The sequence below is a fragment of the Aeromonas sp. R7-5 genome (genome assembly GCF_040908015.1).
Classification (GTDB): domain Bacteria; phylum Pseudomonadota; class Gammaproteobacteria; order Enterobacterales; family Aeromonadaceae; genus Aeromonas; species Aeromonas caviae.
This window is the reverse complement of record NZ_JBFOCZ010000035.1, coordinates 187,952-212,115: the sequence shown is the minus strand read 5'-3', so window position 1 is coordinate 212,115 and position 24,164 is coordinate 187,952. Positions and strand designations below refer to the sequence as shown.

Genomic DNA, 24,164 nt, shown 5'->3' with positions numbered 1-24,164 from the left:
GACTGCTCACTCAAATATCAAGCCCCACTCTCATTTCTTTTCTCAATCTGCACCTCTCTGATCAGCATCATCAGCTCCTGAGTTTCCTCAGAGCTTAGCCCTTCCTGCGCCACCTTGGCCTGCAATTCTTCGATCCGTTGCTTCAGGAAAAGGTTGATGAAACCGACAAAGGTATCCTGCAATTCTCCCAGAATATCGGGCTCCTGGTCGAGCTTTACCTCTTCAAACAGGTCATGCATCGCCAGCTGGGCAAGTATTTCTCCCTCTTTTGTGCCGCGCCAATGCTCCAGCAGGATACCCGTTGTCACTCCCGGCTGGATCAGGATCTGCTGGTGCAGTTTCAGCAGGAAAGGGATCCCCTGCAGGCGCAGCCCGGCCAACTCGGGCATGGCCGGCAGCTCGGCGGTGATCGCCGGATACTGCACCATCAGGGCCAGAGCCCTGCGGATCGGCGTCAGTTTGGTCGCCTTGGGTTTGTTGACTTCCGCCTTGGGCTGGCTGTTGCGGGCAAACAGCTCGGCAATCCGCTGCTTGTTTTCTCCCCAGCGCATCATGCTGGAAAGTCGGGTAATCAACCCCTCGCGAGTGAAACCTTCCGGTACCCGACGAATCAGCTCGGCGGCCTTGTTGGCCACTTCAAACTTGCCTGCCTCACCGGAAAGAGCCGCATCGCGCCCGAGGCGTTCGAACATGAAATCCGCAAACGACTGGGCCTTGTCGAGCAGCGCTTCGAACCCCTCCTTGCCGATCTGGCGTACCAGCGAGTCGGGATCCTCGCCATCCGGCAAAAAGACGAACTTGAGTTCACGGCCGTCCTGCAGGTAGGAGAGCGCGTTATCCAGCGCCCGCCAGGCCGCTTCCCGACCGGCGTTGTCGCCGTCGTAGCAACAGACCACCTCTGCCGTGGTACGGAACAGGGTGTGGATGTGATCGCTGGTGGTCGCAGTCCCCAGTGCCGCCACCGCATAGTCGATGTCGTACTGGCCGAGCGCCACCACATCCATGTAGCCTTCCACCACAAGGATCCGGCGCGGATCCTTGTGTGCCTGCTTGACCTCATAAAGGCCGAACAGCTCTCGCCCCTTGTGGAAGATGGGGGTTTCGGGGGAGTTCAGGTACTTGGGCGTGCCATCCCCCAGCACTCGGCCACCGAAGCCGATGACCCGGCCGCGTTTGTCCCGGATCGGAAACATGATGCGATCGCGGAAACGATCGTAGCTGCCCGGGCCGCTGTCACGGGGGATCAGCATACCGCCCGAAATCAGCAGTTGTTCGTGATCCCTACTGGCGCCAAAGCGGCGACGCACCTGATCCCAGTCCCCAGGGGCATAACCGATGTTGAAGCGCTTGACCACCTCGCCAGTCAGGCCCCGGCCTTTCAGATACTCCACCGCCTGAGGCGCGTTCTTGAGATTGCTCTCGTAGAAGCGCGCAATCTGGTTCATCAGCTCGAACAGATCCTTGCTGACGGCTGGTTGGCTATGGCTTGATCCACCCGCCGTTTGCTCACGGGGGACCTGCATACCGTGCAGGCTTGCCAGCTCTTCGATGGCATCGGGGAATTCCAGGCCGTCGTACTCCATGACAAAGCCGATGGCATTGCCGTGGGCACCACAACCGAAACAGTGATAGAACTGCTTCTCCTGGCTGACGGTAAAGGAGGGGCTTTTTTCGTTATGAAAAGGGCAGCAAGCCTGGTAGTTCTTACCGGCTTTCTTCAACCGCACACGGGAGTCGATCAACTCGACTATGTCCGTGCGTACGAGCAGATCATCGATAAAGGATTGCGGGATCCTGCCAGCCATAACCGTCCTGTTTCATTGCATAGGAAATAAAAAAGCCGCGCATTCCAATGGGAAGCACGGCTTCTTCGACCAAACAAGAGAGTTGCCTGTTACGCCAAGCGGGTTTTCACCTGAGCACTGACGGCGCCGACATCGGCACGCCCCTGAATTTTTGGCTTCAAGACAGCCATGACTTTACCCATGTCAGCCATGACGGCAGCACCACTTTCAGTGATGGCTTGCTCGATCAGGGCGGCAATTTCGTCTGCGGTCAGCTGTTGTGGCAGGAACTCCTGCAGCACAACGATCTCGGCGGACTCTTTGTCGGCGAGATCCTGGCGACCGGCAGCTTCAAACTGGCTGATGGAATCACGACGCTGTTTGACCATTTTGGTCACGACGGCGAGGATCTCTTCATCATTGAGCTCGACACGGGTATCGACTTCACGCTGCTTGATTTCTGCCATCAACAAGCGGATAGCACCCAACCGAGGCTTGTCTTTGGCAAGCATGGCGAGCTTTTGCTGATCCTTGAGTTGATCCTTCAGAGACACGGCATGATCCCTTGATTAGTACAGGCGGATACGACGTGCGTTTTCGCGGGACAGCTTCTTGGCGTGACGCTTGACAGCGGACGCTTTGGCGCGCTTGCGAATGGTAGTCGGCTTCTCGTAGAACTCACGGCTACGAACTTCGGACAGGATACCGGCCTTTTCGCAAGAACGCTTGAAGCGACGCAGAGCAACGTCAAACGGCTCATTTTCACGGACTTTGATTACTGGCATGTGCCTTTCACCTCAGTGATAAATTGTTAGCTGACCTTCAATCGATCAGCATGTCTTAAAATGGTGCGAAATTATACTCTGGACAGGGAATGAAAGTAAACCCGCAGAGATCGCTCTGGTTTAAAAAACCCGCGAAGGTTACCATAGCCGTCTCATTTTAGCAGTGAAATTTTTTAGCAATGCGTGTATTGGGCATAGAGACATCCTGTGACGAAACCGGGATCGCGATCTTCGATGATCAAAAAGGGATCCTTTCCCACCAGTTGTACAGCCAGGTCAAGCTGCATGCGGACTACGGCGGCGTCGTTCCCGAGCTCGCCAGCCGGGACCATGTACGCAAGACGATCCCCTTGATCCAGGCCGCCTTGAAAGAGGCTGGACTTGGCAAGGATGACATCGATGGCATCGCCTATACCGCGGGGCCAGGTCTGGTTGGTGCCATCCTGGTCGGGGCGACCATAGGCCGCTCGTTGGCCATGGCATGGGACAAGCCGGCCATCGCCGTACACCACATGGAAGGCCACCTGCTGGCCCCCATGCTGGAAGAGAAGGCCCCCGAGTTCCCCTTCGTGGCGCTCTTGGTTTCCGGCGGCCACTCCATGCTGGTCCGGGTCGACGGTATCGGCAGCTATCAGCTGCTGGGCGAATCGATCGACGATGCCGCCGGTGAGGCGTTCGACAAGACCGCCAAGCTGATGGGTCTGGACTACCCCGGTGGTCCGCTGCTCTCCCGGCTGGCAGAAAAGGGCACCACTGGACGCTTTACCTTCCCGCGTCCCATGACCGACCGTCCCGGGCTCGACATGAGCTTCTCCGGCCTCAAGACCTTTGCCGCCAATACCATAGCAGCTAATGGCGACGACGAGCAGACCCGTGCCGACATCGCCCGGGCGTTTGAGGATGCGGTGGTCGACACCCTGGCCATCAAGTGCCGCCGTGCCCTGAAAGAGACCGGTCTCAATCGTCTGGTCGTGGCAGGCGGCGTCAGTGCCAACCGTCATCTGCGCGCCCAGCTGGCCGAGCTGATGGAGAGCCTCAAAGGTGAAGTCTTCTACCCGCGCACCGAATACTGCACCGACAACGGCGCCATGATCGCCTATGCCGGCATGCAACGCCTGAAGGCGGGAGTCTTCGAACCCCTCGTCGTCAAGGCCGTGCCGCGCTGGCCGCTGGACACTCTGGATCCGGTGTGATCCGGAAGATCCACGACAAAAAGAAAGGGGCCTGCGGCCCCTTTTTCATCTTGATGACGGTATTCATACCCGTTTAGTTGGTGCGGAACAGCGCCTCAATGGAGAGCCCCTGCCCCAGCAGAATTTCCCGCAGACGGCGCAACCCTTCCACCTGGATCTGGCGCACCCGCTCGCGGGTCAAACCAATCTCGGCGCCCACGTCTTCCAGGGTGGCCGGTTCATAGCCGAGCAGACCGAAACGGCGGGCCAGCACTTCGCGCTGCTTGGGATTCAGCTCCTCCAGCCAGTGCACTATGCTGCTGCGCATGTCATCTTCCTGGGACTCCAGCTCGGGCCCCATTCCGCGCTCGTCGGAAAGCACATCCAGCAACGCCTTGTCGCGATCGCCACCAATGGGAGTATCCACCGAGGTGATCTTCTCGTTGAGCTTGAGCATGCGATTCACATCGTCCACAGAGCGATCCAGTGCAGAGGCGATATCCTCGGCGGTCGGCTCATGGTCGAGACGATGGGAAAGCTCGCGCGCAGTGCGCAGATAGACGTTCAGCTCCTTGACCACATGGATGGGCAGACGAATGGTACGGGTCTGGTTCATGATGGCCCGCTCTATGGTCTGGCGGATCCACCAGGTGGCATAGGTAGAGAAACGGAAACCGCGCTCGGGGTCGAACTTCTCGACGGCGCGGATAAGACCAAGGTTGCCCTCTTCGATGAGATCCAGCAGCACCAGGCCGCGGTTGTTGTAGCGCCGGGCAATCTTGACCACCAGGCGCAGGTTGGATTCGATCATACGCTTGCGCGCCGCTTTGTCGCCACGCAGGGCACGGCGGGCGTAGTAGACTTCCTCTTCGGCCGTGAGCAAGGGGGAGAAACCTATCTCCCCCAGATAGAGCTGGGTGGCGTCCATTACCTTGTTCAGCTCGGGCGCCATCAGTTCATCGGAAATGGTCTCTTCGGCTTCGGCCGCCACTTCCTGAACCTCTTCTTCCTCCTGAACCTCCAGCTCCTCGTCGAACTCTAACTCTGCATCCTGCATTACCAGTTGTTCTTGGCTCATGATATCTCTCCCTGACCTACACCAGAGTAAGACTCAGCTCTCTGAGTTAACGCTTTGGCAAATAGCCCATCGGGTTGATCGACTTGCCTTTGTACCGGATTTCAAAGTGCAAGCGCACATCCGGCGCATCCGTGCTACCCATATTGGCGATAACCGCTCCGCCCTTCACGGTGTCTCCCTCCTTGACCCTCAACTCATCGTTGTGAGCGTAGGCGGAGAGGTAGTCATCGTTGTGCTTGAGAATTATCAGCTTGCCATAACCTCGCAGTGCACTGCCCGCATAGACCACTTTGCCGCTGCTCGCAGCGTAAATGGGTTGGCCCTTCTGTCCGGAAATGTCGATGCCCTTGTTGCCTTGTTCCGCAACGGAGAAGCCTTCAACGATCCGCCCTTTGGTCGGCCAATGCCAGGAGAGTGTCGACGAGGAACTGACGGTTTTTTGTTCTTTCGCCTGAGCGTATGCTGTTGACGAGGCAGGAGCAATCGTTTTCTGAGCAATAAATGGTGTGGTCGTACCTGCCGGAGCCGTGGCCAGGGGTTTGGGCCCCGTGCTGGTCACAACCGGTGTGGTTGCTGCCACCATCTGACTACCCGAGGAACCCGCGCCCCCCACATTGAGCACCTGACCCACGTGCAATGCATAAGGAGCCTGGAGGTTGTTGCGCTGGGCCAAGGCCTGGTTGGAAAGACCGAACTGGCGACCGATGCTGCTCAATGTATCGCCACGGCGCACCTCGTAACTGCCAGACCCCGTCACGCTGCCACGACTGACAGGGCTGCCGACGGTTGCCACCGCCATGGGGGCGGAAGCGCCATCGAGCCTGAGCTGCTGGCCGGGATAAATGTTATAGGGGGGAGTGATGCCATTGATGCTGATAAGCGAAGCCACATCCATGCCAGAACGAAATGCAATGGAGTAGAGAGTGTCTCCTTTGACCACGGTGTACCCGTTGCCTGCAATGCCGGGCTTGGTCATACCTTGACGCACGGGGATGGTCGAAGCGACCTGATCATTGCCCAGGCTGTGCACCGGAGCCGCAGTCTTGCTGGAGGAACAGGCAAGCAGCAGCCATGACAACACGACGACACCGCTACCTTGCCAAACACGCGAACACATAGTGGATCCTTAACGACTAAACCAGAAATAGGCCGCAACGGCCAAACCAATACAGAGCCAGCCCAGCACATCCACATAGTGCATCAGCTTGCGCTCCATCTTCTCGCCGCCCCAGCGCATCAGACCTGCAACCAGGAAGAAGCGCATGCCACGACCGATCAGCGAGGTCAGGATGAAAGGCAACAGTGCCATGTGGAGCAAGCCAGCCGTGACGGTAAACACCTTGTAGGGGATCGGCGTGAAGCTGGCAATAAAAATAACCCAGATGCCCCACTGCGCGAACCACTGCTCGGCCAGGGCAATCTTGTCCTCATAGCCAACCGAGGTCACCAGCGGCTGCACCACTGGCTCCCACAGGGCATAGCCGAGCAGATAACCAAACAGGGCGCCCAGCACCGAAAAGAGGGTAGCCAGCGCGGCATAGTGCCAGGCGCGATGAGGTTTGCCGAGCGCCATGGGCGCCAGCATCACATCCACCGGGATGGGCCAGAAGATGGATTCAATAAAGGCGGTGATGGCCAGATACCAGGGGGCATACTTGTGGCGTGCCCACTGCATCACCAGAACATAAAGGCGGGAAAACAACTTCACTCGACATCTCCGTCAATCAGGGGAACGAAACGTACCGGCTCCAGAATCCGGCTGGTGAGCTGGGAGCCCGATCGCTCGATGAGCTGCAGGGTCTGCTGGCCATCACCCACCGGCAACACCAGACGACCACCGTCAGCCAGCTGATCGGTCAGGGCCTTGGGGACCTCACTGGCCGCCGCCGTCACCAGAATGGCGTCGAAAGGGCCCTTGTTGGGCCAACCTAGCCACCCATTGCCGTGCTTGGCCGACACATTGTGCAGATCGAGCTGGCGCAATCTGCGCCTGGCCTGAAACTGCAGCGACTTGATCCGCTCCATGGTGTAGACATGCTCCACCAGGTGGGCCAGTACCGCCGTCTGGTAGCCCGATCCCGTCCCGATCTCCAGCACATGGGCCGGATCGTTCTGGATCAGCAGCTCGGTCATGCGCGCCACGATGTAAGGCTGGGAGATGGTCTGCCCATGGCCGATGGGCAGGGCCGTATTGTCCCAGGCCTTGTGGGCCATGGCCTCGTCCACGAACAGCTGGCGCGGCACCTTCGCGATCGCCGCCAATACGCGGAAATCGCGGACATCCTGGGCAATCAGTTGATTCAACAGGCGCTGTACTATCACAACGTCATCCCTGCAGATCCAGCCACGCGCCCAGGGTCGACAGACTGCCGTAGGCCGTCATGTCGATGGTCAGGGGAGTGATGGAGACATAACCCTGCTCGATGGCGGCAAAGTCCGTTCCCTCTCCCGCATCCTGCTGGTTGCCGGGGGGGCCAATCCAGTAGACGGGCTGACCACGGGGATCCTCGGTGCGGATCACCGACTCCGCCCGGTGGCGATTGCCAAGACGCGTCACCCTGATCCCCTTGATCTGCTCGAGCGGCAGATCCGGCACATTCACGTTGAGGATCTGATCCGCAGGCAACGGATGCACCATCAGCCCCCGCACCAGCTGGGCGGCGTAGTGGGCCGCACTGGCGAAATGAGTCTTGCCCACCAGCGAAACGGCGATGGAGGGGAAACCAAGATGACGCCCTTCCGTCGCGGCCGCCACCGTCCCCGAGTAGATGACGTCATCCCCCAGGTTGGCCCCGTGATTGATACCGGCCACCACCATGTCGGGCTCAGGGCGCAACAGTTCGTTGACCGCCAGATGAACGCAGTCGGTCGGCGTCCCCTTGACCGCATAACTCTTGATGCCGTGAAAACTGGACGCATCGAGGCGGGTGACCCGCAGCGGTACTTCCAGCGTCAGGGAGTGGCTGGCACCGCTGCGGTTGCGATCCGGCGCCACCACCACGACCTCGCCACAGGCACGCAACGCCTCGCTGAGGGCGCGAATGCCCTCGGCGTGTACCCCATCGTCATTACTGACCAGAATTCGCATCGGTTGAGTTCCTGAAACCGTGATCGGCCTCTTCGGCCTGCATTAACTCTCGTACCACGCTGGTGGCAAAGGCGCCGGCAGGCAGGAAGAACGACAGGGTCAGCACCTCGTCCTCCCGTTGCCAGCTCATCTGCTCCGGCTTGAGCAGCAGCGGGCGCCTGTCCTGATCCAGCCCGGCTTTCTCCAGTCCTTCGCACCAGTCACCATAAGGAGCCAGCACTTCTTGCTCGAACTCGGCAGCCGCGCCCTGGCTCGCCAGACGGCCACGGCCCCACTGGGGAGCGGTCAGCTGCACGTCTCCGGAGGCAAGGCGAGCCTCCAGCTCGGGCGTCACGCTCTCTTCGCTGAAGATGGAGTGGCTGCCCTTGAGCATCACGCAGTCGCCTGCCAGCAGCTGATGGGCCAGTCCCTGCTCGATGCGGGCGCTGACGATGGCATTGAACAGCATGCTGCGGGCGGCGGACAGATAGAGGGAGCGCTTGTTGCGATCCTTGATCCGTTTGCCGGCGAACATCGCCTTGGCGGCCTCCAGGTTGTTGCCACCTCGGCCGAAACGCTGCTCGCCGTAGTAGTTGGGCACCCCCTGGGTTGCTATCGCCTGCAGACGGGATTCCAGCCCGTCGGCCTGCTCCAGCCCGGTGAGACGCAGGGTGAAGTGGTTGCCCTTGAGATAGCCGACCCGCAGCTTCTTGTTGTGGCGCTTCACCTCAAGGATCCGGATGTTGTCGTTCTCGATGACCGAGAGATCCGGCTCGCCCTTGCCCGGCAGATGGATGCCGAACCACTGTTCGGTCACCGCATGGCGATCTTTCAGACCAGCCCAGGTCACTGCATTGCGGGCAACCCCGGCCGCATCGGCCAGCAGGCCAGCCACCCAGGCAGTATTCTCGCCGGTTTTGCGTACCCGGACGAAGATGTGTTCACCCTCGCCGCAAGGTGCAAACCCGAGATCTTCATTGACCACGAAGTCGGCGGCCTCGGCCTTGAGGATGCCGCGAGCAGTGGGCGTCCCGTGCAGATAGGCAAGTTGTTCAAGCATCATTGTTTCACCAGCAAGACGACGGCTTCGGTGGCGATCCCTTCCTTGCGCCCCGTGAATCCGAGTTGTTCGGTGGTGGTCGCCTTGACGTTCACCCGGTTCAAATCACATTGCAGATCCGCGGCCAGCACGGCGCACATGGCGTCGATATGGGGTGCCATCTTGGGGGCCTGGGCGATGATGGTCACATCCAGGTTGCCGATGGCATAACCTGCGAGCTGCACGCGGGCAAAGACATCCCGCAGCAGGATGCGGCTGTCGATGCCCTTGAATTCGGCGGCGGTATCGGGGAAGTGGCGGCCGATGTCGCCGGCGCCGATGGCCCCCAGCAGGGCATCGCTCACCGCATGCAGCACCACGTCGCCATCGGAGTGGGCCAGCAGGCCCTGTTCATAGGGCACCGCCACCCCGCCCAGCATGCAGGGGCCGACCCCGCCAAACTTGTGAACATCAAAACCATGTCCGATCCGCATCATGCTTGCGCCCTCCTCAATACACGGAAATCTGTCTCATCAAAACCATGTCCGGTGCGGATCATGCCTGCTCCTCTGGGGATGAATCGGGTCGTGCCGACCGGCACGCACGTTGTTGCTGTAAATAGAGCCCGGCCAGGGAGAGATCTTCCGGCCGGGTCACCTTGATGTTGTCGGCCCGCCCTTCCACCATGCGCACGGGGAAACCGGCGCGTTCCATGGCGGAGGCTTCATCAGTGATGGCGGCGCCGAGCGCCAGCCCCTCCTCCAGCGCCCGCTTGAGGGGACGGACCAAAAACATCTGGGGCGTCAGGGCATGCCAGAGCTGCTCGCGATCCACGGTGGCGAGGATATTGCCGGCCGCATCGGTGCGCTTCATGGTATCGCGCACCCGGCTGCCGAGGATGGCACCGCCAGAGGCCATGGCGGCAGCAATGAGCGCATCGAGATCCTCGTGGGTCAGACAGGGCCGGGCGGCGTCATGCACCAGTGCCCACTCCCCTTCTGCCACGTGCAACGCATTGAGCACGGAGAAGGCGCGCTCGCTTCCCCCTTCCACTCGCAGCACCCGCGGATCGGTTGCCACGGTCAAGGTCTCAAACCAGCGGTCGTGGGGCGCCAGCGCCACGATCACACGGGTGATGGCGGGATGGGAGAGCAGACGCTCCAGGGTGTGCTCCAGAATGCATTTCCCTGCCAGGGAAAGGTACTGCTTGGGGCAACTGGCCCCCATGCGACTGCCAATACCGGCAGCCGGGACGATGGCGGTCAGGCCGCTCAGGCTATCAGTCATCGTAGGGGGCACCATCAGGCTCCGTCACCTGATCCTTTTCTTTGGGAATGATTCGGTAGAAGGTCTCGCCCTGCTTGATGTAGCCAAGATCGTTGCGCGACAACTCCTCGATGGCCTCAAGGCCCGAGGTCAGATCGTCGATTTCCCGGTAAATCAGACTGTTGCGGTCCTTGAGTACCAGGTTGTCCTGTTGCTGCCGCTCGATGGCGGTGGAGAGTTCCCGATAGTCGGAGAGGCCGTTTTTCCCCAGCCAGAGGTCATATTGCAGCCCTCCCAACAGGAGGAGCAGGATAAGAGTGAGTAGCCGCATGCACTGAGTCTCCTTCAAGCGGCCTAGTTTCCCATATTCGCAGGCAAGACAAAAGAAAGCCTGTGTGCCGGATGGGTTGGTCGGAATAAAAAATGCAGGTCGCACACGCCCATAAGCGCAGAACGAAAAAGCCCCGCCAGATGGCGGGGCTTTGTGAAGCATGAACGCAGGCGAAAATTAAGCCTGGTTCTTCACTTCTTTCAGACCACGGAACGGAGCCTTGGCGCCCAGGGCTTCTTCGATACGGATCAGCTGGTTGTACTTGGCAACACGGTCAGAACGGCTCATGGAACCGGTCTTGATCTGGCCAGCAGCGGTACCCACAGCCAGGTCGGCGATGGTCGCGTCTTCGGTCTCACCGGAGCGGTGGGAGATGACGGCAGTGTAGCCAGCGTCTTTGGCCATCTTGATGGCAGCCAGAGTTTCGGTCAGGGAACCGATCTGGTTGAACTTGATCAGGATGGAGTTGGCGATGCCATTGTCGATACCGCGCTTCAGGATCTTGGTGTTGGTTACGAACAGGTCGTCACCCACGATCTGGATTTTCTTGCCCAGTTCGGCGGTCTGGTAGGCGAAGCCTTCCCAGTCGGATTCGTCCAGGCCATCTTCGATGGAGACGATCGGGAACTTGGTGGTCAGGTCAGCCAGGAAGTCGGAGAAACCGTTGGAGGTGAAGATACGACCTTCGCCCTTCAGGTTGTACTCTTTCTTCTCTGCGTCGTAGAACTCGGACGCAGCGCAGTCCATGGCCAGGGTGATGTCGGTGCCCAGTTTGTAACCGGCAGCGGCAACGGCTTCAGCGATCACTTCCAGCGCTTCGGCGTTGGATTTCAGGTTCGGAGCGAAACCACCTTCGTCACCGACGGCAGTGTTGTAGCCCTTGGACTTCAGCACTTTGGCCAGGTTGTGGAACACTTCTGCGCCCATGCGAACGGCTTCTTTCAGGGTCTTGGCGCCAACCGGCTGGATCATGAACTCCTGGATGTCGACGTTGTTGTCGGCGTGCTCACCACCGTTGATGATGTTCATCATGGGCAGCGGCATGGAGTAGACACCCGGGGTGCCATTCAGCTCGGCGATGTGGGCGTACAGCGGCATGCCTTTGGCAGCAGCGGCAGCTTTGGCGTTGGCCAGGGAAACAGCCAGGATGGCGTTGGCGCCGAACTTGGATTTGTTCTCGGTACCGTCGAGGTCGATCATGATCTGGTCGACAGTGGCCTGGTCCTTGGCATCTTTACCCAGCAGAGCCTGAGCGATCGGGCCGTTGACAGCTTCGATGGCTTTCAGCACGCCTTTACCCAGGAAACGGCTCTTGTCGCCGTCACGCAGTTCCAGCGCTTCGCGGGAACCGGTGGACGCGCCAGACGGAGCGGCTGCCATACCAACAAAACCACCTTCCAGGTGAACTTCGGCCTCAACGGTCGGGTTACCACGGGAGTCGATGATTTCACGACCGATCACTTTAACGATCTTGGACATGTGTATTTCCTCAGGTTTCGTAAAAAAACAACAAAAATATGCCAAAAAAAGCGGCTGTGGCACAGAGCCCCAACCGCATTTATTTTCAATTACTTCAAATTACGCTTCTGATACTCGCCCGCCGCCTTCACAAAACCGGCGAACAGGGCGTGGCCATCACGGGGAGTCGAGGTGAACTCCGGGTGGAACTGCGCGGCCACGAACCAGGGGTGATCCGGGATCTCGATGATTTCCACCAGCTTCTTATCGGCGGAGAGACCGGTCACCTTCAGACCTGCCGCTTCAATCTGCGGCAGCAGCTTGTTGTTCACTTCATAACGGTGACGGTGGCGCTCGTAAATGGTCGGGCTGCCGTACATCTGACGCACCTTGGAGTCTTCCACCAGATGGCAGAGCTGGGAGCCCAGACGCATGGTACCGCCCAGATCGGACTTCTCGGTCCGGGTCTCGACGTTGCCTTCGTCATCCACCCACTCGGTGATGAGACCGACCACGGGGTACGGGCTGTCTTTCTTGAACTCGGAGGAGTGAGCCCCTTCCATGCCCGCCACGTTGCGGGCGTATTCGATCAAGGCAACCTGCATGCCCAGGCAGATACCGAGGTACGGGATCTTGTTCTCGCGGGCATATTTGGCGGCCAGGATCTTGCCTTCCACACCGCGCTCGCCGAAGCCACCCGGTACCAGGATCGCATCCAGACCTTCCAGCAGCTCGGCGCCACGGGTCTCGATGTCCTGGGAGTCAATGTACTTGATGTTGACGGAGAGACGGGTCTTCAGGCCACCGTGCTTGAGCGCTTCGTTGACGGACTTGTAGGCGTCCGGCAGGGAGACATACTTGCCCACCATGCCGATGGTGACTTCGGCAGTCGGGTTGGCCTCTTCATAGATGACCTGTTCCCACTCGGCCAGGTCGGCTTCTTTGCACTCGATGCCGAAGCGCTCGGTGATGTAGCCGTCCAGCCCCTGGGATTTCAGCAGCGCCGGGATCTTGTAGATGGAGTCGACATCCTTCATGGAGATGACGGCGCGCTCGGGCACGTTGCAGAACAGGGCGATCTTGGCACGCTCGTTGGCCGGAATGGCGCGGTCGGAGCGGCAGATCAGCACATCCGGCTGGATACCGATGGAGAGCAGCTCTTTAACGGAGTGCTGGGTCGGCTTGGTCTTCACCTCGCCGGCGGCGGCCAGGTAAGGAACCAGGGTCAGGTGCATGAACATGGCATTGTTGCGACCCACGATGGCCGCCAGCTGACGAATGGCTTCAAGGAACGGCAGAGACTCGATGTCGCCCACGGTACCGCCCACTTCGACGATGGCAACCTGATGGCCTTCGGCACCGGCAATCACCCGCTCCTTGATGGCGTTGGTGATGTGCGGGATCACCTGGATGGTGGCGCCCAGATAGTCACCACGACGCTCCTTGCGCAGCACGTCTGCATAGATGCGGCCGGTGGTGAAGTTGTTGCGGCGGGTCATCTTGGTGCGGATGAAACGCTCGTAGTGGCCCAAATCCAGATCGGTTTCGGCCCCGTCCTCGGTTACGAACACTTCACCATGCTGGGTCGGGCTCATGGTGCCCGGATCCACGTTGATATACGGGTCCAGTTTCATGATGGTCACATCCAGACCACGGGCTTCCAGAATGGCTGCCAGAGAAGCTGCGGCAATGCCTTTGCCGAGGGATGAAACAACGCCACCAGTCACAAAAATATATTTGGTCGTCATGCTGAACCTGAAAGAAGTTTAGGGAATTTTAAGGGGTGCTTCGGGGATGAAGCAGGACGGGGAAACAGTATACCAAAACCCCCACTCCCAAACAATGAACAAAAATCTATCAGGCTCCCCGCCGCCCCGTCTTGCGCCAAATCAACTTTGCTCGGTTTCCTTGGCCTTGTTCCAGGCCTCGTCCAGCTTCTCCAGGGAGCAATCCGTCATTTTCAGACCTTCTGCGGCAATAAAGTGTTCAACCTGACGAAAACGACGCTCAAACTTGGTGTTGGCAGCCCTCAGCACCTGCTCGGGATCCTTGCCCAGATGACGCACCAGATTGACGGTGGCAAACAAGAGATCGCCGAGCTCGTCGCTCACCCGAGTCTCGTCCACGTCGACCATCAGCGCCTCTTCCATCACCTCCTCGATCTCCTCGTGGATCTTGTCCACCACGGGCCCCAGGGTCTTCCAGTCGAAACCGACGGTGGCGCAGCGCTTCTGGATCTTGGCTGCCCGGGTCAGGGCAGGCAGGGAGAGGGGGATATCGTCCAGCACGCTCTCCTTGTCGAGCGCCGCACGCTCTTTCGCCTTTTCCGCCTCCCAGTTCGCTTTGACCGCCTGCTCGTCACCCAGGTCGGCATCGGAGAAGACATGGGGGTGGCGGCGAATGAGCTTCTCGCTCACGGTATCTACGATGTCGGCAAAGTCGAACAACCCCTGCTCCTTGCCGAGCTGGGCATAGAACACCACCTGGAACAGCAGATCACCGAGCTCCCCCTTCAGCCCTTGCCAATCTTCGCTCTCGATGGCATCCGCCACCTCGTAGGCCTCCTCCAGGGTGTGCGGCACTATGGTCTGGAAGCTCTGCTTGAGATCCCAGGGGCAGCCCCCGTTCGGGTCACGCAATCTGGCCATGATGTCGAGCAGTTGGGGAAGGTCGTAGCGTTGGGACATGGGCAACTCACTTTCAATTCAGTAAATGGGTTCATGAATATCCGCTCACGCCACTGTTCCACATGATGTGGAGCCATGGCGGCCGGAGATGGGGCGCGTGATATCCGTCTTCAATGCTCTGCAAGGAGGGAGAAAATGCAGACCGGCCACTGGGGCCGGTCGGTTGAGCATTACAGCCGCTTGGCGCTGATCACGTCGTTGAGCTGACTGAGCTTGGCCAACGCCCGGTTGAAGGCGTTGATGTTGTAAATCTCCAGCTCCATGTCTATTTCGGCGGTCTGCTCGCGCACGTTGGAGCGCGAACGCACTCCCATCACGTTGATCTTCTCGTTGGCGAGCACGGTGGTGATGTCACGCAGCAGGCCGGATCTGTCGTTGGAGAGAATGCGGATGGTGAGACCGTAACCGCCGGAGTAGTTCTCCCCCCATACCGCATCGATCAGGCGCTCCGGGTTGCGACGCGACAGCTCCTTGAGCTGCTCGCAATCTTCCCGGTGGATGGAAACCCCCCGTCCCATGGTGATGAAGCCCTGGATGGCGTCCCCCGGGATGGGCTGGCAACAGCGGGCGATGTGAGTCATCAGGTTGCCCACCCCTTCCACCACGATGTGATCCTTGGGTTTGGGGCGGAAGGGCACATTGGCCTTCTGCTCCAGCTTCTCCAGCAGACGGCGATCTTCTTCTTCCGCCGTCGGCTTGTTGTAGCGGGTGTCGAGGTAGTTGAGCAGCTGGTTGATGCGGATATCGCCGCTGCCGATACCGGCCAGCAAATCTTCCAGCTCCTCCGCATGGAAGCGCTCCAGCACCACCTTGTCCACCTTGGAGAGGGTGAGGTTGTGTCTGTCCAGCTCTTTCTCCAGCAGCTCCTTGCCAGCGGCGATGTTCTTGTCCCGGTCCAGCTTTCTGAACCAAGTGGCCACCTTGGCCCGCGCCCGGCTGGAGCGCAGGAAGCCGGCGTTCGGGTTCATCCAGTCGCGGCTCGGGTTCGGCTCCTTCTGGGTGATCACCTCCACCTGATCACCGGTTTGCAGCGTATAGGTGAAGGGCACGATGCGGCCGTCGATCTTGGTGCCGATGCAGCGGTGACCGATCATGCTGTGCACGTGATAGGCGAAGTCGAGCGGCGTCGCCCCTGCCGGCAGGTCGATAACATCGCCCTTGGGAGTGAAGACATAAACCCTGTCCTCGAACACCTGACTGCGCAGATCGTCCAGCAAGGAGCCACTCTCCGAGAGGTCCTCCTGCCAGGCGAGGAGTTTGCGCAGCCATTCGATCTTGTCTTCGAAGGTGCTGGTCTTGGCAGCGGCCTGGGCCCCTTCCTTGTAGCGCCAGTGCGCAGCCACACCGAGCTCCGCATCCTGATGCATCTGCTCGGTACGGATCTGGATCTCCACTGTCTTGCCCTCCTCCCCCACCACCACGGTGTGGATGGATTGGTAACCATTGGGCTTGGGGTTGGCGACATAGTCGTCAAATTCGCGGGGAATATGGTGGAAATGGGTGTGAACGATACCCAGCGCCGCGTAACAATCCTGCAGCCGCTTGGTGATCACCCGCACCGCGCGCACATCGAACAGCTCGTTGAATTCGAGGTGCTTCTTCTGCATCTTGCGCCAGATGCTGTAGATGTGTTTCGGTCGGCCATAGACCTCGGCCTCGACGCCGGCCTCGGCCAGGGCATCGCGCAGAGACTGTACGAATTCGCGGATGTAGCGCTCGCGGTCGAGCCGTTTCTCATCCAGCTGTTTGGCGATCTGCTTGTAGGTGTCCGGGTGCAGGTAGCGGAAGGCGAGATCCTCGAGCTCCCACTTGAGCTGACCGATACCGAGGCGGTTCGCAAGGGGGGCATAGATGTTGGTGATCTCCTGGGCCATCAGCACCCGGGTCTCCTCATCCGCCTTCTTCGCCTCACGCAGGCAGGCGATGCGCTCCGCCAGCTTGATGACCACGGCGCGCACGTCCTCGACCATGGCGAGCAGCATGCGGCGCACGTTGTCCACCTGCTCCGGCGAGGTTTCGCTGCGGTGAAGGGTTTGCAGGGAGCGGATGGCCTCCATCTCCAGCACCCCTTCCACCAGCTTGGCGATCTTGGGGCCGAAGTCCTCGTTCACCTTTTCCTGGCTGATGAGACCCGCTTCGACGAAGGGATAGAGAATGGCGGCCTTGAGGGTGGCGAGATCCATGCTGAGCATCAGCAGGATGCCCACCATCTCGACCCCGCGCACCAGCAGGCGGTTGGTGAGCGCTTCGTCACCCAGGGTCAGGCAATACTGGTAGACGGTTCGCAACTGATTCTTGTCACTTTCACTCAGGGTAAGGGAACTGACCCACTCATCCAGAGTGAAATTGTCTTTCAAATGAATATCGCGCACCGCAACCATGGTATCAATCCTTAAAAGTGTGGGGTCGAAAGCCGATGCTCTCCTCATCCCCTCATCAACTGATGACTGCCTCAAATGGGGATGCATGAAAGAGTTTTCAAGGCATGTCACCGCGCAAGGTGACAGGGCTCTTCCCCGCATCCGATCCACTATCGACGACCTAGATTACCCTAATCACTCCCGCTCAAACAGCGCCGCCGCCGCTGGAAAACCAAGATAACCGCATTCTGCCCTGCCCGTTGAAGGCAGCGAAAAACACCTGTTTTACCTCACTCTGGCAGCATCATGCACATCGAAAAATCATCACGACCGCATCTTGATTCATCCAGAGTAATGCGGTCGTCTCGACTCAGCCTCGTTCGAACAGCGCCATGGACTCCAAATGACCGGTGTGGGGGAACATGTCCAACATCCCCAGACGGGTCAGCTTGTAGCCCCCCTGCACCAGCACCTGACTGTCACGGGCCAGGGTGACCGGGTTACAGGAAACATAGACCACCCGTTTAGGGGAAAGTGCCGCCACGTGGCTCATCACCTCCAGCGCCCCGGGTCTGGCCGGATCCAGCAGTACCAGATCGAACCCTTCCCGGGCCCAGGACATGCCCACGATGTCGCCGCTCAAGTCCGCCTTGTAGAAGCGGGCGTTGTCGATGCCGTTGCGGCGGGCATTCTCCTGTGCACGCGTCACCATGGCGAGCTCCCCTTCCACCCCCACCACTTCGCGGGCCTGACGGGCCAGCGGCAGGGTGAAGTTGCCGATGCCGCAGAAGAGGTCCAGCACCTTGTCATCCTTGCCTGCGTCGAGCCAGCTCAATGCCTGCTCCACCATGCGCTGGTTGACGGGCCCGTTGACCTGGATGAAGTCGCCGGGAGCGAATGCAAGAGACAGGCCATCCAGCGTGTAACTTGGCTGAGACTGTTGACGCAGAGGTTCGATCTGCTCGTTCGCCGCCTGCAGATAGAGGTCTATCCCCTGGGCGGTGGCAAACTCGGTCAAGTGCGCCCGATCCGCCTCGGTGGGGCGACCGGTGTGGCGCAGCAGCATCAGAATGCCCTGCTCCCCCTTAATGAGTTCCGCATGGCCCAGTTCGCGCTGGCTCTTCAGCCGGTTGAGGCATTCGCGCAGAGGGGCGATAAGGGCAGAGAGGGGCTCGGCCAGCACAGGGCAGCCGGCAATCTCTACCAGATCGTTCGACTGGCGACGACGAAAGCCCACCCGGGTGCAGCGACCGTTCTTGTCAAACTTGATGGCCAGACGGCAGACCCGGCGGTAGGCGCGAGACTCCCCCGTCAGCGCAGGTGCCAACGCTGGCGCCTGGATGTTGCCAAGGCGCTCGAACAGGCTGACCAGTCCCGCCTCCTTGGCCGCCAGTTGATCTCCCTCTCCCAGGTGCTGGGCACTGCAACCGCCACACTCGCGATAGTGGTCGCAGAAGGGGGCGACCCGGTTGGCCGCCGGGGTCACCACCTGTTGCAGGGCGGCGTGGGCATAGTGCTTCTTGTCGTCGATGATGCGGGCCTTGATGGCCTCGCCGGGCAGCGCCCCTTCGACGAAGATGGCCTTGCCCTGATGACGGCCGACGCCGACACAGTGGTGATCCAGACTGTCTACCGTAAATTCAATACGTTGGGGCTGGGTGGATTTCTTTTGGGGCTTGAAAAACTGGGCCATAAAACTTGGTGCCTATAGGTGGCTATGTCATGATTGTGGAATCTGCGGCAGACCATTGTCCCACAAGAATAATCGTATGACCAAATACGGCCTGAGGGCCCCAGCCGCGGCATCCGCCCCATCGTCCATTCTGACCAAAAGTGGCCCATTGATATGACCGGATACGGCCTGAGACCCCGTACAGCGACAGTGACTGTATTGCCTGCCCGACCCCGGTGCCTGCATGCGCCCCGGGTCATGGCTTCTCTTGCGAAAGGCGGGTCGGCGGCATGACCAAGTACGGTCTCAGGGCCCGGGTGCTGGCCTTCACCATCTTGCCGACCCTCATCATTGGCGGCCTCATCGCCGGCTATTTCACCTTCCACCGCTATCAGCAGCTGGAAAACAACCTCATCGATCAGGGCATCAACATCATCGAGCCCCTGGCCATCGCCAGCGAATACGGCATGACACAGCACAGCCGCGAATCCCTCAAGCGGCTGATCGGGCTCACCCATCGCAAGAACTCGCCCTTCATCAAGTCCATCGCCGTCTTCACCCAGGAGAACCAGCTGTTCGTGACGTCCAACTACCACAGGGACTTCAGCCAGCTTCGTCTGCCGGACGGCAGCGTCATCCCGGCCCTGACCAGCGTCTCCGTCAACGGCGATGACATCATACTGCGCACCCCCATCCAGGCAGAGACCAGCCTGGACGGCTTCCCGCTGCCAAGCGATCTGGAGCCGCCGGTCATCGGCTACATCTCCATGCAACTCGCCACGGACAGGGCCATCGTCCTGCAGTACCGCGACGCCTTCTTCGCGGTCATCATCGTGCTCATCGGGCTGGCCATCAGCGCCCTGTTCGGCTTCCGTCTGGTCAAGAGCGTGACCCAGCCCATCACCGACATGGTGCAGGCGGTGCACCGGATCAGGGAGGGGCGGCTCGATACCCGGGTCAGCGGCCAGCTCACCGGCGAGCTGGACATGCTCAAGAACGGCATCAACGCCATGGCCAAGGCGCTCTCCGAATATCACGAGGAGATGCAGCAGAACATCGATCAGGCGACGTCGGATCTGCGGGAGACCCTCGAGCAGATCGAGATCCAGAACGTCGAGCTCGACATGGCGAAGAAGCGCGCCCAGGAGGCCGCCAGGGTCAAGTCCGAGTTCCTCGCCAACATGTCCCACGAGCTGCGCACCCCGCTCAACGGGGTCATCGGCTTCACCCGCCAGCTGCTCAAGACCAGTCTGACCCCGAGCCAGACCGACTACATGCAGACCATCGAGAAGTCGGCACGCAACCTCCTTGGGATCATCAACGACATCCTCGACTTCTCCAAGCTGGAGGCGGGCAAGCTGCAGCTCGAGCACATCCCCTTCAGCCTGCGGGACACCCTCAACGAGACCATGCACCTGCTGGGGCCGAGCGCCCACGACAAGCAGCTCGAACTCTCCCTCCAGGTGGATGCCGCCGTGCCGGACTACCTCACCGGCGACCCCATGCGCCTGCAGCAGGTGCTCACCAACCTCACCGGCAACGCCATCAAGTTCACCGAGCGCGGCAACGTGGACGTGCGTGTCGAGCAGACCGGGGAATCCAGCGGCAACAAGGTGCGCCTGCGGGTGCTGATTCGCGATACCGGCATCGGCATCTCGGAAGAGCAGCAGCGCCAGTTGTTCCAGGCCTTCAACCAGGCAGACTCCTCCATCTCCCGCCGCTATGGGGGCACCGGGCTCGGGCTCGTCATCACCCAGAAGCTGGTGCAGCAGATGGGGGGCCAGATCCGCTTCGAATCCGAACTCGGCAAGGGGTCGGTCTTCTCGTTCCACCTGGATCTGGATGTCTCGCCCCTGCCCCAGAGCGAGCGGCTTCCGCTGGATCGCATCCAGGGCAAGCGGGTCTGGCTGCTGGAGCCGGATCCCTTCACTCACGCCTCCCTGCTCGCCCTGCTGGGAGAGTGGCACCTGGATGTGCACTCCCTGACGGTGGACGAGGAGTGGCCCCCGATGAGCAGCCAGGACATGGTGCTCATCGGCAGCAGCACCCTGCACAGCCCGCAGCAGGTGATTGCCCGTCTCGACGGACTGGACGGCCAGCAGAACACCATAGTGCTGCTCAGCAGCCATGAGCCGGCCCTCTACGACGCCATGCTGGCCCACGGCGCCGTCCACTGCCTCTCCAAGCCCATCAACCATCGCAAGTTGCTGCACGCTCTGCTCTCCCCCGAGGCGGTACGCCGTGCCCCCCTGCCCGCGCCGACGCCGCGCAGCGTGCAGGCTGTCAAGGTGCTGGCGGTGGATGACAACGCCGCCAACCTCAAGCTCATCGCCGCCATGCTCAAGGAGATGGTGACCGAGGTGGTGGTGTGCAAGAACGGCAAGGAGGCGGTCAACCTGGCCCAGAGCCAGCCGTTCGACATCATCTTCATGGATATCCAGATGCCCGTCATGGACGGCATCAGCGCCACCCAGGCGATCCGCCACCACTCCCTCAACACAGAGACCCCCATCGTCGCGGTCACCGCCCATGCCATTCCCGGTGAGCGGGAGCGCCTCATTCGCCAGGGCATGGACGACTACCTGGCCAAACCCATCGACGAGGGGATGCTGGCGCAGCTCATCACCGACTTCGCCCACCGGCGGCACCAGAATCACGGGGATCAGCAGATAGACTGGCCCCTCGCCGTGCGTCAGGCCGCCGGCAAGCCAGCCCTCGCCCGGGAGATGCTGACCATGTTGCTGGCCAGCTTCGACGAGGTGGAGCCCATCCTGGCGGCGGCGCTGGAAGGGAGTGCCGAGGATGCAGACGTGCTGGCCCAGCTCCACCGCCTCAACGGTGGCTGCGCCTACTCCGGGGTGCCGGGTCTGCAACGCCTGCTCTCCCAGCTCGAGCAGCAGCTGCGCGACGGGGTCGCCGTGAGCGATCTGGAGCCCGAATTGCTGGAGCTGCAGGATGCCCTGGAGCAGGTGAGGCAGGAGGCTCCCCGCTACCTAGCCCTGACCGACTGAGGCGCTTTTTCTGACTGGACAGGCGGCAGGTGGTAACATCTGCGCCGTTTCCACAGGAGTCAACATGACCAACAACGATATTCTGCGCCGCCTGCGCTATGCCCTCAGCATCAGCAACGACCAGATGGTCGAGATCTTTGCCAAGGGCAATCTGGCCATCACCCATGCCCAGCTGCACAGCTGGCTGATGAAAGAGGCCGAAGAGGGCGAGGCACAGGAAGCGGGCTTCGCCGCCTGCCCGGACTCGGCACTGAGCCAGTTCCTCGACGGCTTCATCGCCCTGCGCCGCGGTGTGCGGGAAGATGCCCCGCCCCAGGTGATCCCGAACCGGATCAACAACAACCTGATCCTGCGCAAGCTGCGCATCGGCCTCAACTACAAGGAAGAGGAGATGCTGGGCACCCTCAAGCTTGCGAACTTCAACCTCTCCAAGTCCGAGCTGAGCGCCCTGTTCCGCGCCAGGGATCACAAGCACTATCAGGATTGCGGGGATCAGATCCTGCGCAACTTCCTGATTGGCCTCACCACCAAATACAGGCCCGGGCCCTGATGACCGCCTCCGGCCAGGTGCGAGGCTAGACCATGGGCTGGCGCCGCCTGCTGACTCCACGCCCGTCGGCGAGCGGCGGCGCGTGCCGGTTCGCGGCGCGCTGGCGCTGGTCACTGCCCCTCATCCTGCTGCTCGGCGCCTGCCAGCCTGCGCCCTATCGTCTCAACCAGGATCATCAGAGCGCCAGCCAGAACGAACGCATCGCCTTTCTCATCCTGCACTACACGGATGAAGAGGATGCCCGCTCCCTACGCCTGCTGACCGAACCGGAGCACAAGGTGAGCGCCCACTACCTGATCCCCCGCGACACCGACGAGCAACCGTTCCCGGTCTACCAGCTGGTGCCCGACAGCCAGCGGGCCTGGCACGCCGGACGCAGTCGCTGGCATCACTACGCCGGGCTCAACGCCAGTTCGCTCGGCATCGAGATAGTGAATCTCGGGTATGACGAGAAAGACGCGGCCCTGCCCGCCCATCTGAGACACTGGCAACCCTATCCTCCTGCCCAGATCGCCGCCCTCGGCGCCCTCGCCCGGGATCTGGTCGAACGCTACCAGATACCCCCCACCCAAGTGCTGGCCCACAGCGATGTCGCCCCCGAGCGCAAGCAGGATCCCGGCCCCCGGTTCCCCTGGCGCGAGCTCGCCCTGCGCTACGGTGTCGGCGCCTGGCCCGACGAGGCCCGGGTGGCCGAGTTGCGCCAGACGCAGCTCATCCCCTGGGATGCGCTGCAATGGCAGCAGCAGCTTGCCCGTTACGGCTACGGCCTCCCCCAGCACGGCGCCTGGGATGAGCAGAGCCGCGCCGTCCTGCGCGCCTTCCAGCTTCACTTTCGCCCCGCCCTGGTCACCGGCGAGCCGGATGCCGAGTGCCAGGCCATCCTCACCGCCCTGCTGGAGCGCTACTTCCCGGAACCAGGCTGAGACGCCCCTTCCCTTTCGCCCTCTGCACACGGATGCCCGGCCCCATGCCAGATGAACACGGGGTTCACCCCGCCTTCCACTCCTGAAAACCACAAGGGACGCCGAAGCGTCCCTTGTGGTTTTCATACCTGCGAAGCGGCATCAGATCCCCTGACGGGCTTCCTGCATCAGCGCACGCATGTCGCTGACCGCCTTGGCCAGACCGTCGAAGGCGGCGCGACCGATGATGGCGTGACCGATGTTGAGCTCATAGAGCTCGGGGATGGCGGCGATGGCCTTGACGTTGTGGTAGTGCAGACCGTGGCCCGCATTGACCTTCAAGCCCTTGCCAGCGGCGTAGGAAGCACCGGCGGCGATGCGCTTGAACTCGGCGTTGCGCTCGGCGTCCGTGGTGGCATCGGCGTAGCGGCCGGTGTGGATCTCGATGAAGGGAGCACCGCTCGCGGCGGCCGCATCGATCTGCAACGGATCCGCATCGATGAAGAGGGATACCTGAGCACCGACGGCCGCAAGACGGGTCACCGCATCGGTCACCTTGTCCAGCTGGCCCGCCACGTCCAGACCACCCTCGGTGGTCACCTCGGTGCGCTTCTCCGGCACCAGGCAGACGAAGTGGGGCTTGATGCGGCAGGCGATGCCGATCATCTCCTCGGTCACCGCCATCTCCAGGTTCATCCTGGTCTGGATGGTCTGGCGCAGGATCTCCACGTCCCGGTCGGTGATGTGGCGGCGATCTTCCCGCAGGTGGACCGTGATGCCATCGGCACCGGCCTGCTCGGCCACGAAGGCGGCCTGTACCGGATCCGGATACTGGGTGCCGCGGGCGTTGCGCAGGGTGGCGATATGGTCGATGTTCACACCCAGGTAGATCTCGCTCATTGCTTACTCCTTGATACAGGTCATCTGTGAATGCCGGGGCGGGTGGTGCCCGCTCCTCTGTCCATGTGCCGCCGCAGCCCGGTTCTGGCCACGGCGACAGCA

General features: G+C 61.0%; 22 protein-coding genes. 4 read left to right on the top strand and 18 right to left on the bottom strand.

Annotated elements, in window-relative coordinates:
* Positions 1–17: 17 nt before the first annotated feature.
* From dnaG to rpsU, 3 genes are all read right to left on the bottom strand, one after another.
* On the bottom strand, positions 18–1,805 hold the full coding sequence (gene dnaG, locus AB5Y53_RS20900) for a DNA primase (RefSeq protein ID WP_368183128.1): 1,788 nt from the start codon (positions 1,803–1,805) through the stop codon (positions 18–20).
* Between the two features lie 89 nt (positions 1,806–1,894).
* Positions 1,895–2,338, bottom strand: coding sequence for a GatB/YqeY domain-containing protein (locus AB5Y53_RS20895; RefSeq protein ID WP_010675618.1), 444 nt, complete (start codon positions 2,336–2,338; stop codon positions 1,895–1,897).
* A 15-nt stretch (positions 2,339–2,353) separates the two neighbouring features.
* The gene (gene rpsU, locus AB5Y53_RS20890) at positions 2,354–2,569 is read right to left on the bottom strand and encodes a 30S ribosomal protein S21 (RefSeq protein ID WP_005309452.1); all 216 of its coding nucleotides are present in this window, start codon (positions 2,567–2,569) and stop codon (positions 2,354–2,356) included.
* 179 nt (positions 2,570–2,748) lie between these two features.
* On the opposite strand from rpsU, the gene tsaD reads away from it, so the two are divergent.
* Positions 2,749–3,762 carry a tRNA (adenosine(37)-N6)-threonylcarbamoyltransferase complex transferase subunit TsaD gene (gene tsaD, locus AB5Y53_RS20885; protein ID WP_041213897.1) on the top strand — a complete coding sequence of 338 codons (1,014 nt, stop codon included), beginning with the start codon at positions 2,749–2,751 and terminating at the stop codon, positions 3,760–3,762.
* Positions 3,763–3,835: 73 nt separating this feature from the next.
* Here tsaD and rpoS read toward each other — a convergent pair whose 3' ends face one another.
* The 14 genes from rpoS to rlmD form a co-directional block, all read right to left on the bottom strand.
* Entirely contained in the window at positions 3,836–4,819 is a 984-nt protein-coding gene (rpoS, locus tag AB5Y53_RS20880) for an RNA polymerase sigma factor RpoS (RefSeq protein WP_010675620.1), read from the bottom strand.
* A gap of 46 nt (positions 4,820–4,865) precedes the next feature.
* Positions 4,866–5,936, bottom strand: coding sequence for a LysM peptidoglycan-binding domain-containing protein (locus AB5Y53_RS20875; RefSeq protein WP_368183127.1), 1,071 nt, complete (start codon positions 5,934–5,936; stop codon positions 4,866–4,868).
* A gap of 9 nt (positions 5,937–5,945) precedes the next feature.
* Complete coding sequence (locus AB5Y53_RS20870; protein WP_010675622.1) at positions 5,946–6,527, bottom strand: YqaA family protein; 582 nt, start codon at positions 6,525–6,527, stop codon at positions 5,946–5,948.
* The gene (locus AB5Y53_RS20865) at positions 6,524–7,141 is read right to left on the bottom strand and encodes a protein-L-isoaspartate(D-aspartate) O-methyltransferase (protein ID WP_010675623.1); all 618 of its coding nucleotides are present in this window, start codon (positions 7,139–7,141) and stop codon (positions 6,524–6,526) included. Before AB5Y53_RS20865 ends, AB5Y53_RS20870 begins: the two co-directional genes overlap by 4 nt.
* Before the next feature lie 4 nt (positions 7,142–7,145).
* Positions 7,146–7,907 (bottom strand): 5'/3'-nucleotidase SurE, encoded by a 762-nt coding sequence (gene surE, locus AB5Y53_RS20860; protein ID WP_041211067.1) that lies wholly within the window; start codon positions 7,905–7,907, stop codon positions 7,146–7,148.
* Entirely contained in the window at positions 7,888–8,946 is a 1,059-nt protein-coding gene (gene truD / locus AB5Y53_RS20855; protein ID WP_042865433.1) for a tRNA pseudouridine(13) synthase TruD, read from the bottom strand. Before truD ends, surE begins: the two co-directional genes overlap by 20 nt.
* Positions 8,946–9,422: a 2-C-methyl-D-erythritol 2,4-cyclodiphosphate synthase gene (gene ispF / locus AB5Y53_RS20850; protein ID WP_010675626.1), complete on the bottom strand. Its 477-nt coding sequence runs from the start codon at positions 9,420–9,422 to the stop codon at positions 8,946–8,948. The genes truD and ispF overlap by 1 nt, the downstream gene beginning before the upstream one ends.
* Before the next feature lie 58 nt (positions 9,423–9,480).
* The gene (ispD, locus tag AB5Y53_RS20845; RefSeq protein ID WP_368183125.1) at positions 9,481–10,212 is read right to left on the bottom strand and encodes a 2-C-methyl-D-erythritol 4-phosphate cytidylyltransferase; all 732 of its coding nucleotides are present in this window, start codon (positions 10,210–10,212) and stop codon (positions 9,481–9,483) included.
* Positions 10,205–10,522 (bottom strand): cell division protein FtsB, encoded by a 318-nt coding sequence (gene ftsB / locus AB5Y53_RS20840; RefSeq protein ID WP_010675628.1) that lies wholly within the window; start codon positions 10,520–10,522, stop codon positions 10,205–10,207. The genes ispD and ftsB overlap by 8 nt, the downstream gene beginning before the upstream one ends.
* A gap of 177 nt (positions 10,523–10,699) precedes the next feature.
* Positions 10,700–12,001: a phosphopyruvate hydratase gene (eno, locus tag AB5Y53_RS20835; protein ID WP_043154803.1), complete on the bottom strand. Its 1,302-nt coding sequence runs from the start codon at positions 11,999–12,001 to the stop codon at positions 10,700–10,702.
* Between the two features lie 89 nt (positions 12,002–12,090).
* Positions 12,091–13,728: a glutamine hydrolyzing CTP synthase gene (gene pyrG / locus AB5Y53_RS20830; RefSeq protein WP_039041042.1), complete on the bottom strand. Its 1,638-nt coding sequence runs from the start codon at positions 13,726–13,728 to the stop codon at positions 12,091–12,093.
* Positions 13,729–13,869: 141 nt separating this feature from the next.
* Positions 13,870–14,667: a nucleoside triphosphate pyrophosphohydrolase gene (mazG, locus tag AB5Y53_RS20825; protein WP_213320120.1), complete on the bottom strand. Its 798-nt coding sequence runs from the start codon at positions 14,665–14,667 to the stop codon at positions 13,870–13,872.
* A gap of 170 nt (positions 14,668–14,837) precedes the next feature.
* Positions 14,838–17,048, bottom strand: coding sequence for a GTP diphosphokinase (gene relA, locus AB5Y53_RS20820; protein WP_010675631.1), 2,211 nt, complete (start codon positions 17,046–17,048; stop codon positions 14,838–14,840).
* Between the two features lie 349 nt (positions 17,049–17,397).
* A complete protein-coding gene (gene rlmD / locus AB5Y53_RS20815; protein WP_368183123.1) occupies positions 17,398–18,720 on the bottom strand; it encodes a 23S rRNA (uracil(1939)-C(5))-methyltransferase RlmD in 1,323 nt (440 codons plus the stop codon).
* 269 nt (positions 18,721–18,989) lie between these two features.
* On the opposite strand from rlmD, the gene barA reads away from it, so the two are divergent.
* From barA to AB5Y53_RS20800, 3 genes are all read left to right on the top strand, one after another.
* Positions 18,990–21,710 (top strand): two-component sensor histidine kinase BarA, encoded by a 2,721-nt coding sequence (gene barA, locus AB5Y53_RS20810; RefSeq protein WP_041211665.1) that lies wholly within the window; start codon positions 18,990–18,992, stop codon positions 21,708–21,710.
* Positions 21,711–21,774: 64 nt separating this feature from the next.
* A complete protein-coding gene (locus AB5Y53_RS20805) occupies positions 21,775–22,260 on the top strand; it encodes a DUF1456 family protein (RefSeq protein WP_368183120.1) in 486 nt (161 codons plus the stop codon).
* 32 nt (positions 22,261–22,292) lie between these two features.
* Positions 22,293–23,183: an N-acetylmuramoyl-L-alanine amidase gene (locus AB5Y53_RS20800; RefSeq protein WP_161470273.1), complete on the top strand. Its 891-nt coding sequence runs from the start codon at positions 22,293–22,295 to the stop codon at positions 23,181–23,183.
* A gap of 141 nt (positions 23,184–23,324) precedes the next feature.
* On the opposite strand, the gene pdxJ is transcribed toward AB5Y53_RS20800, so the two are convergent.
* Positions 23,325–24,062: a pyridoxine 5'-phosphate synthase gene (gene pdxJ / locus AB5Y53_RS20795; RefSeq protein ID WP_010675636.1), complete on the bottom strand. Its 738-nt coding sequence runs from the start codon at positions 24,060–24,062 to the stop codon at positions 23,325–23,327.
* Positions 24,063–24,164: the final 102 nt, after the last annotated feature.

Excerpts from the sequence above, each read along its gene's own strand:
- pdxJ (WP_010675636.1), bottom strand. The coding sequence starts at position 24,062 with ATGAGCGAGATCTACCTGGGTGTGAACATCGACCATATCGCCACCCTG.
- rpsU (WP_005309452.1), bottom strand. The coding sequence starts at position 2,569 with ATGCCAGTAATCAAAGTCCGTGAAAATGAGCCGTTTGACGTTGCTCTG.
- pyrG (WP_039041042.1), bottom strand. The coding sequence starts at position 13,728 with ATGACGACCAAATATATTTTTGTGACTGGTGGCGTTGTTTCATCCCTC.
- rpoS (WP_010675620.1), bottom strand. The coding sequence starts at position 4,819 with ATGAGCCAAGAACAACTGGTAATGCAGGATGCAGAGTTAGAGTTCGAC.
- mazG (WP_213320120.1), bottom strand. The coding sequence starts at position 14,667 with ATGTCCCAACGCTACGACCTTCCCCAACTGCTCGACATCATGGCCAGA.
- truD (WP_042865433.1), bottom strand. The coding sequence starts at position 8,946 with ATGCTTGAACAACTTGCCTATCTGCACGGGACGCCCACTGCTCGCGGC.
- tsaD (WP_041213897.1), top strand. The coding sequence starts at position 2,749 with ATGCGTGTATTGGGCATAGAGACATCCTGTGACGAAACCGGGATCGCG.
- barA (WP_041211665.1), top strand. The coding sequence starts at position 18,990 with ATGACCAAGTACGGTCTCAGGGCCCGGGTGCTGGCCTTCACCATCTTG.
- rlmD (WP_368183123.1), bottom strand. The coding sequence starts at position 18,720 with ATGGCCCAGTTTTTCAAGCCCCAAAAGAAATCCACCCAGCCCCAACGT.
- AB5Y53_RS20805 (WP_368183120.1), top strand. The coding sequence starts at position 21,775 with ATGACCAACAACGATATTCTGCGCCGCCTGCGCTATGCCCTCAGCATC.
- ispF (WP_010675626.1), bottom strand. The coding sequence starts at position 9,422 with ATGATGCGGATCGGACATGGTTTTGATGTTCACAAGTTTGGCGGGGTC.
- dnaG (WP_368183128.1), bottom strand. The coding sequence starts at position 1,805 with ATGGCTGGCAGGATCCCGCAATCCTTTATCGATGATCTGCTCGTACGC.
- relA (WP_010675631.1), bottom strand. The coding sequence starts at position 17,048 with ATGGTTGCGGTGCGCGATATTCATTTGAAAGACAATTTCACTCTGGAT.
- ftsB (WP_010675628.1), bottom strand. The coding sequence starts at position 10,522 with ATGCGGCTACTCACTCTTATCCTGCTCCTCCTGTTGGGAGGGCTGCAA.
- AB5Y53_RS20800 (WP_161470273.1), top strand. The coding sequence starts at position 22,293 with ATGGGCTGGCGCCGCCTGCTGACTCCACGCCCGTCGGCGAGCGGCGGC.
- AB5Y53_RS20875 (WP_368183127.1), bottom strand. The coding sequence starts at position 5,936 with ATGTGTTCGCGTGTTTGGCAAGGTAGCGGTGTCGTCGTGTTGTCATGG.
- eno (WP_043154803.1), bottom strand. The coding sequence starts at position 12,001 with ATGTCCAAGATCGTTAAAGTGATCGGTCGTGAAATCATCGACTCCCGT.
- surE (WP_041211067.1), bottom strand. The coding sequence starts at position 7,907 with ATGCGAATTCTGGTCAGTAATGACGATGGGGTACACGCCGAGGGCATT.
- ispD (WP_368183125.1), bottom strand. The coding sequence starts at position 10,212 with ATGACTGATAGCCTGAGCGGCCTGACCGCCATCGTCCCGGCTGCCGGT.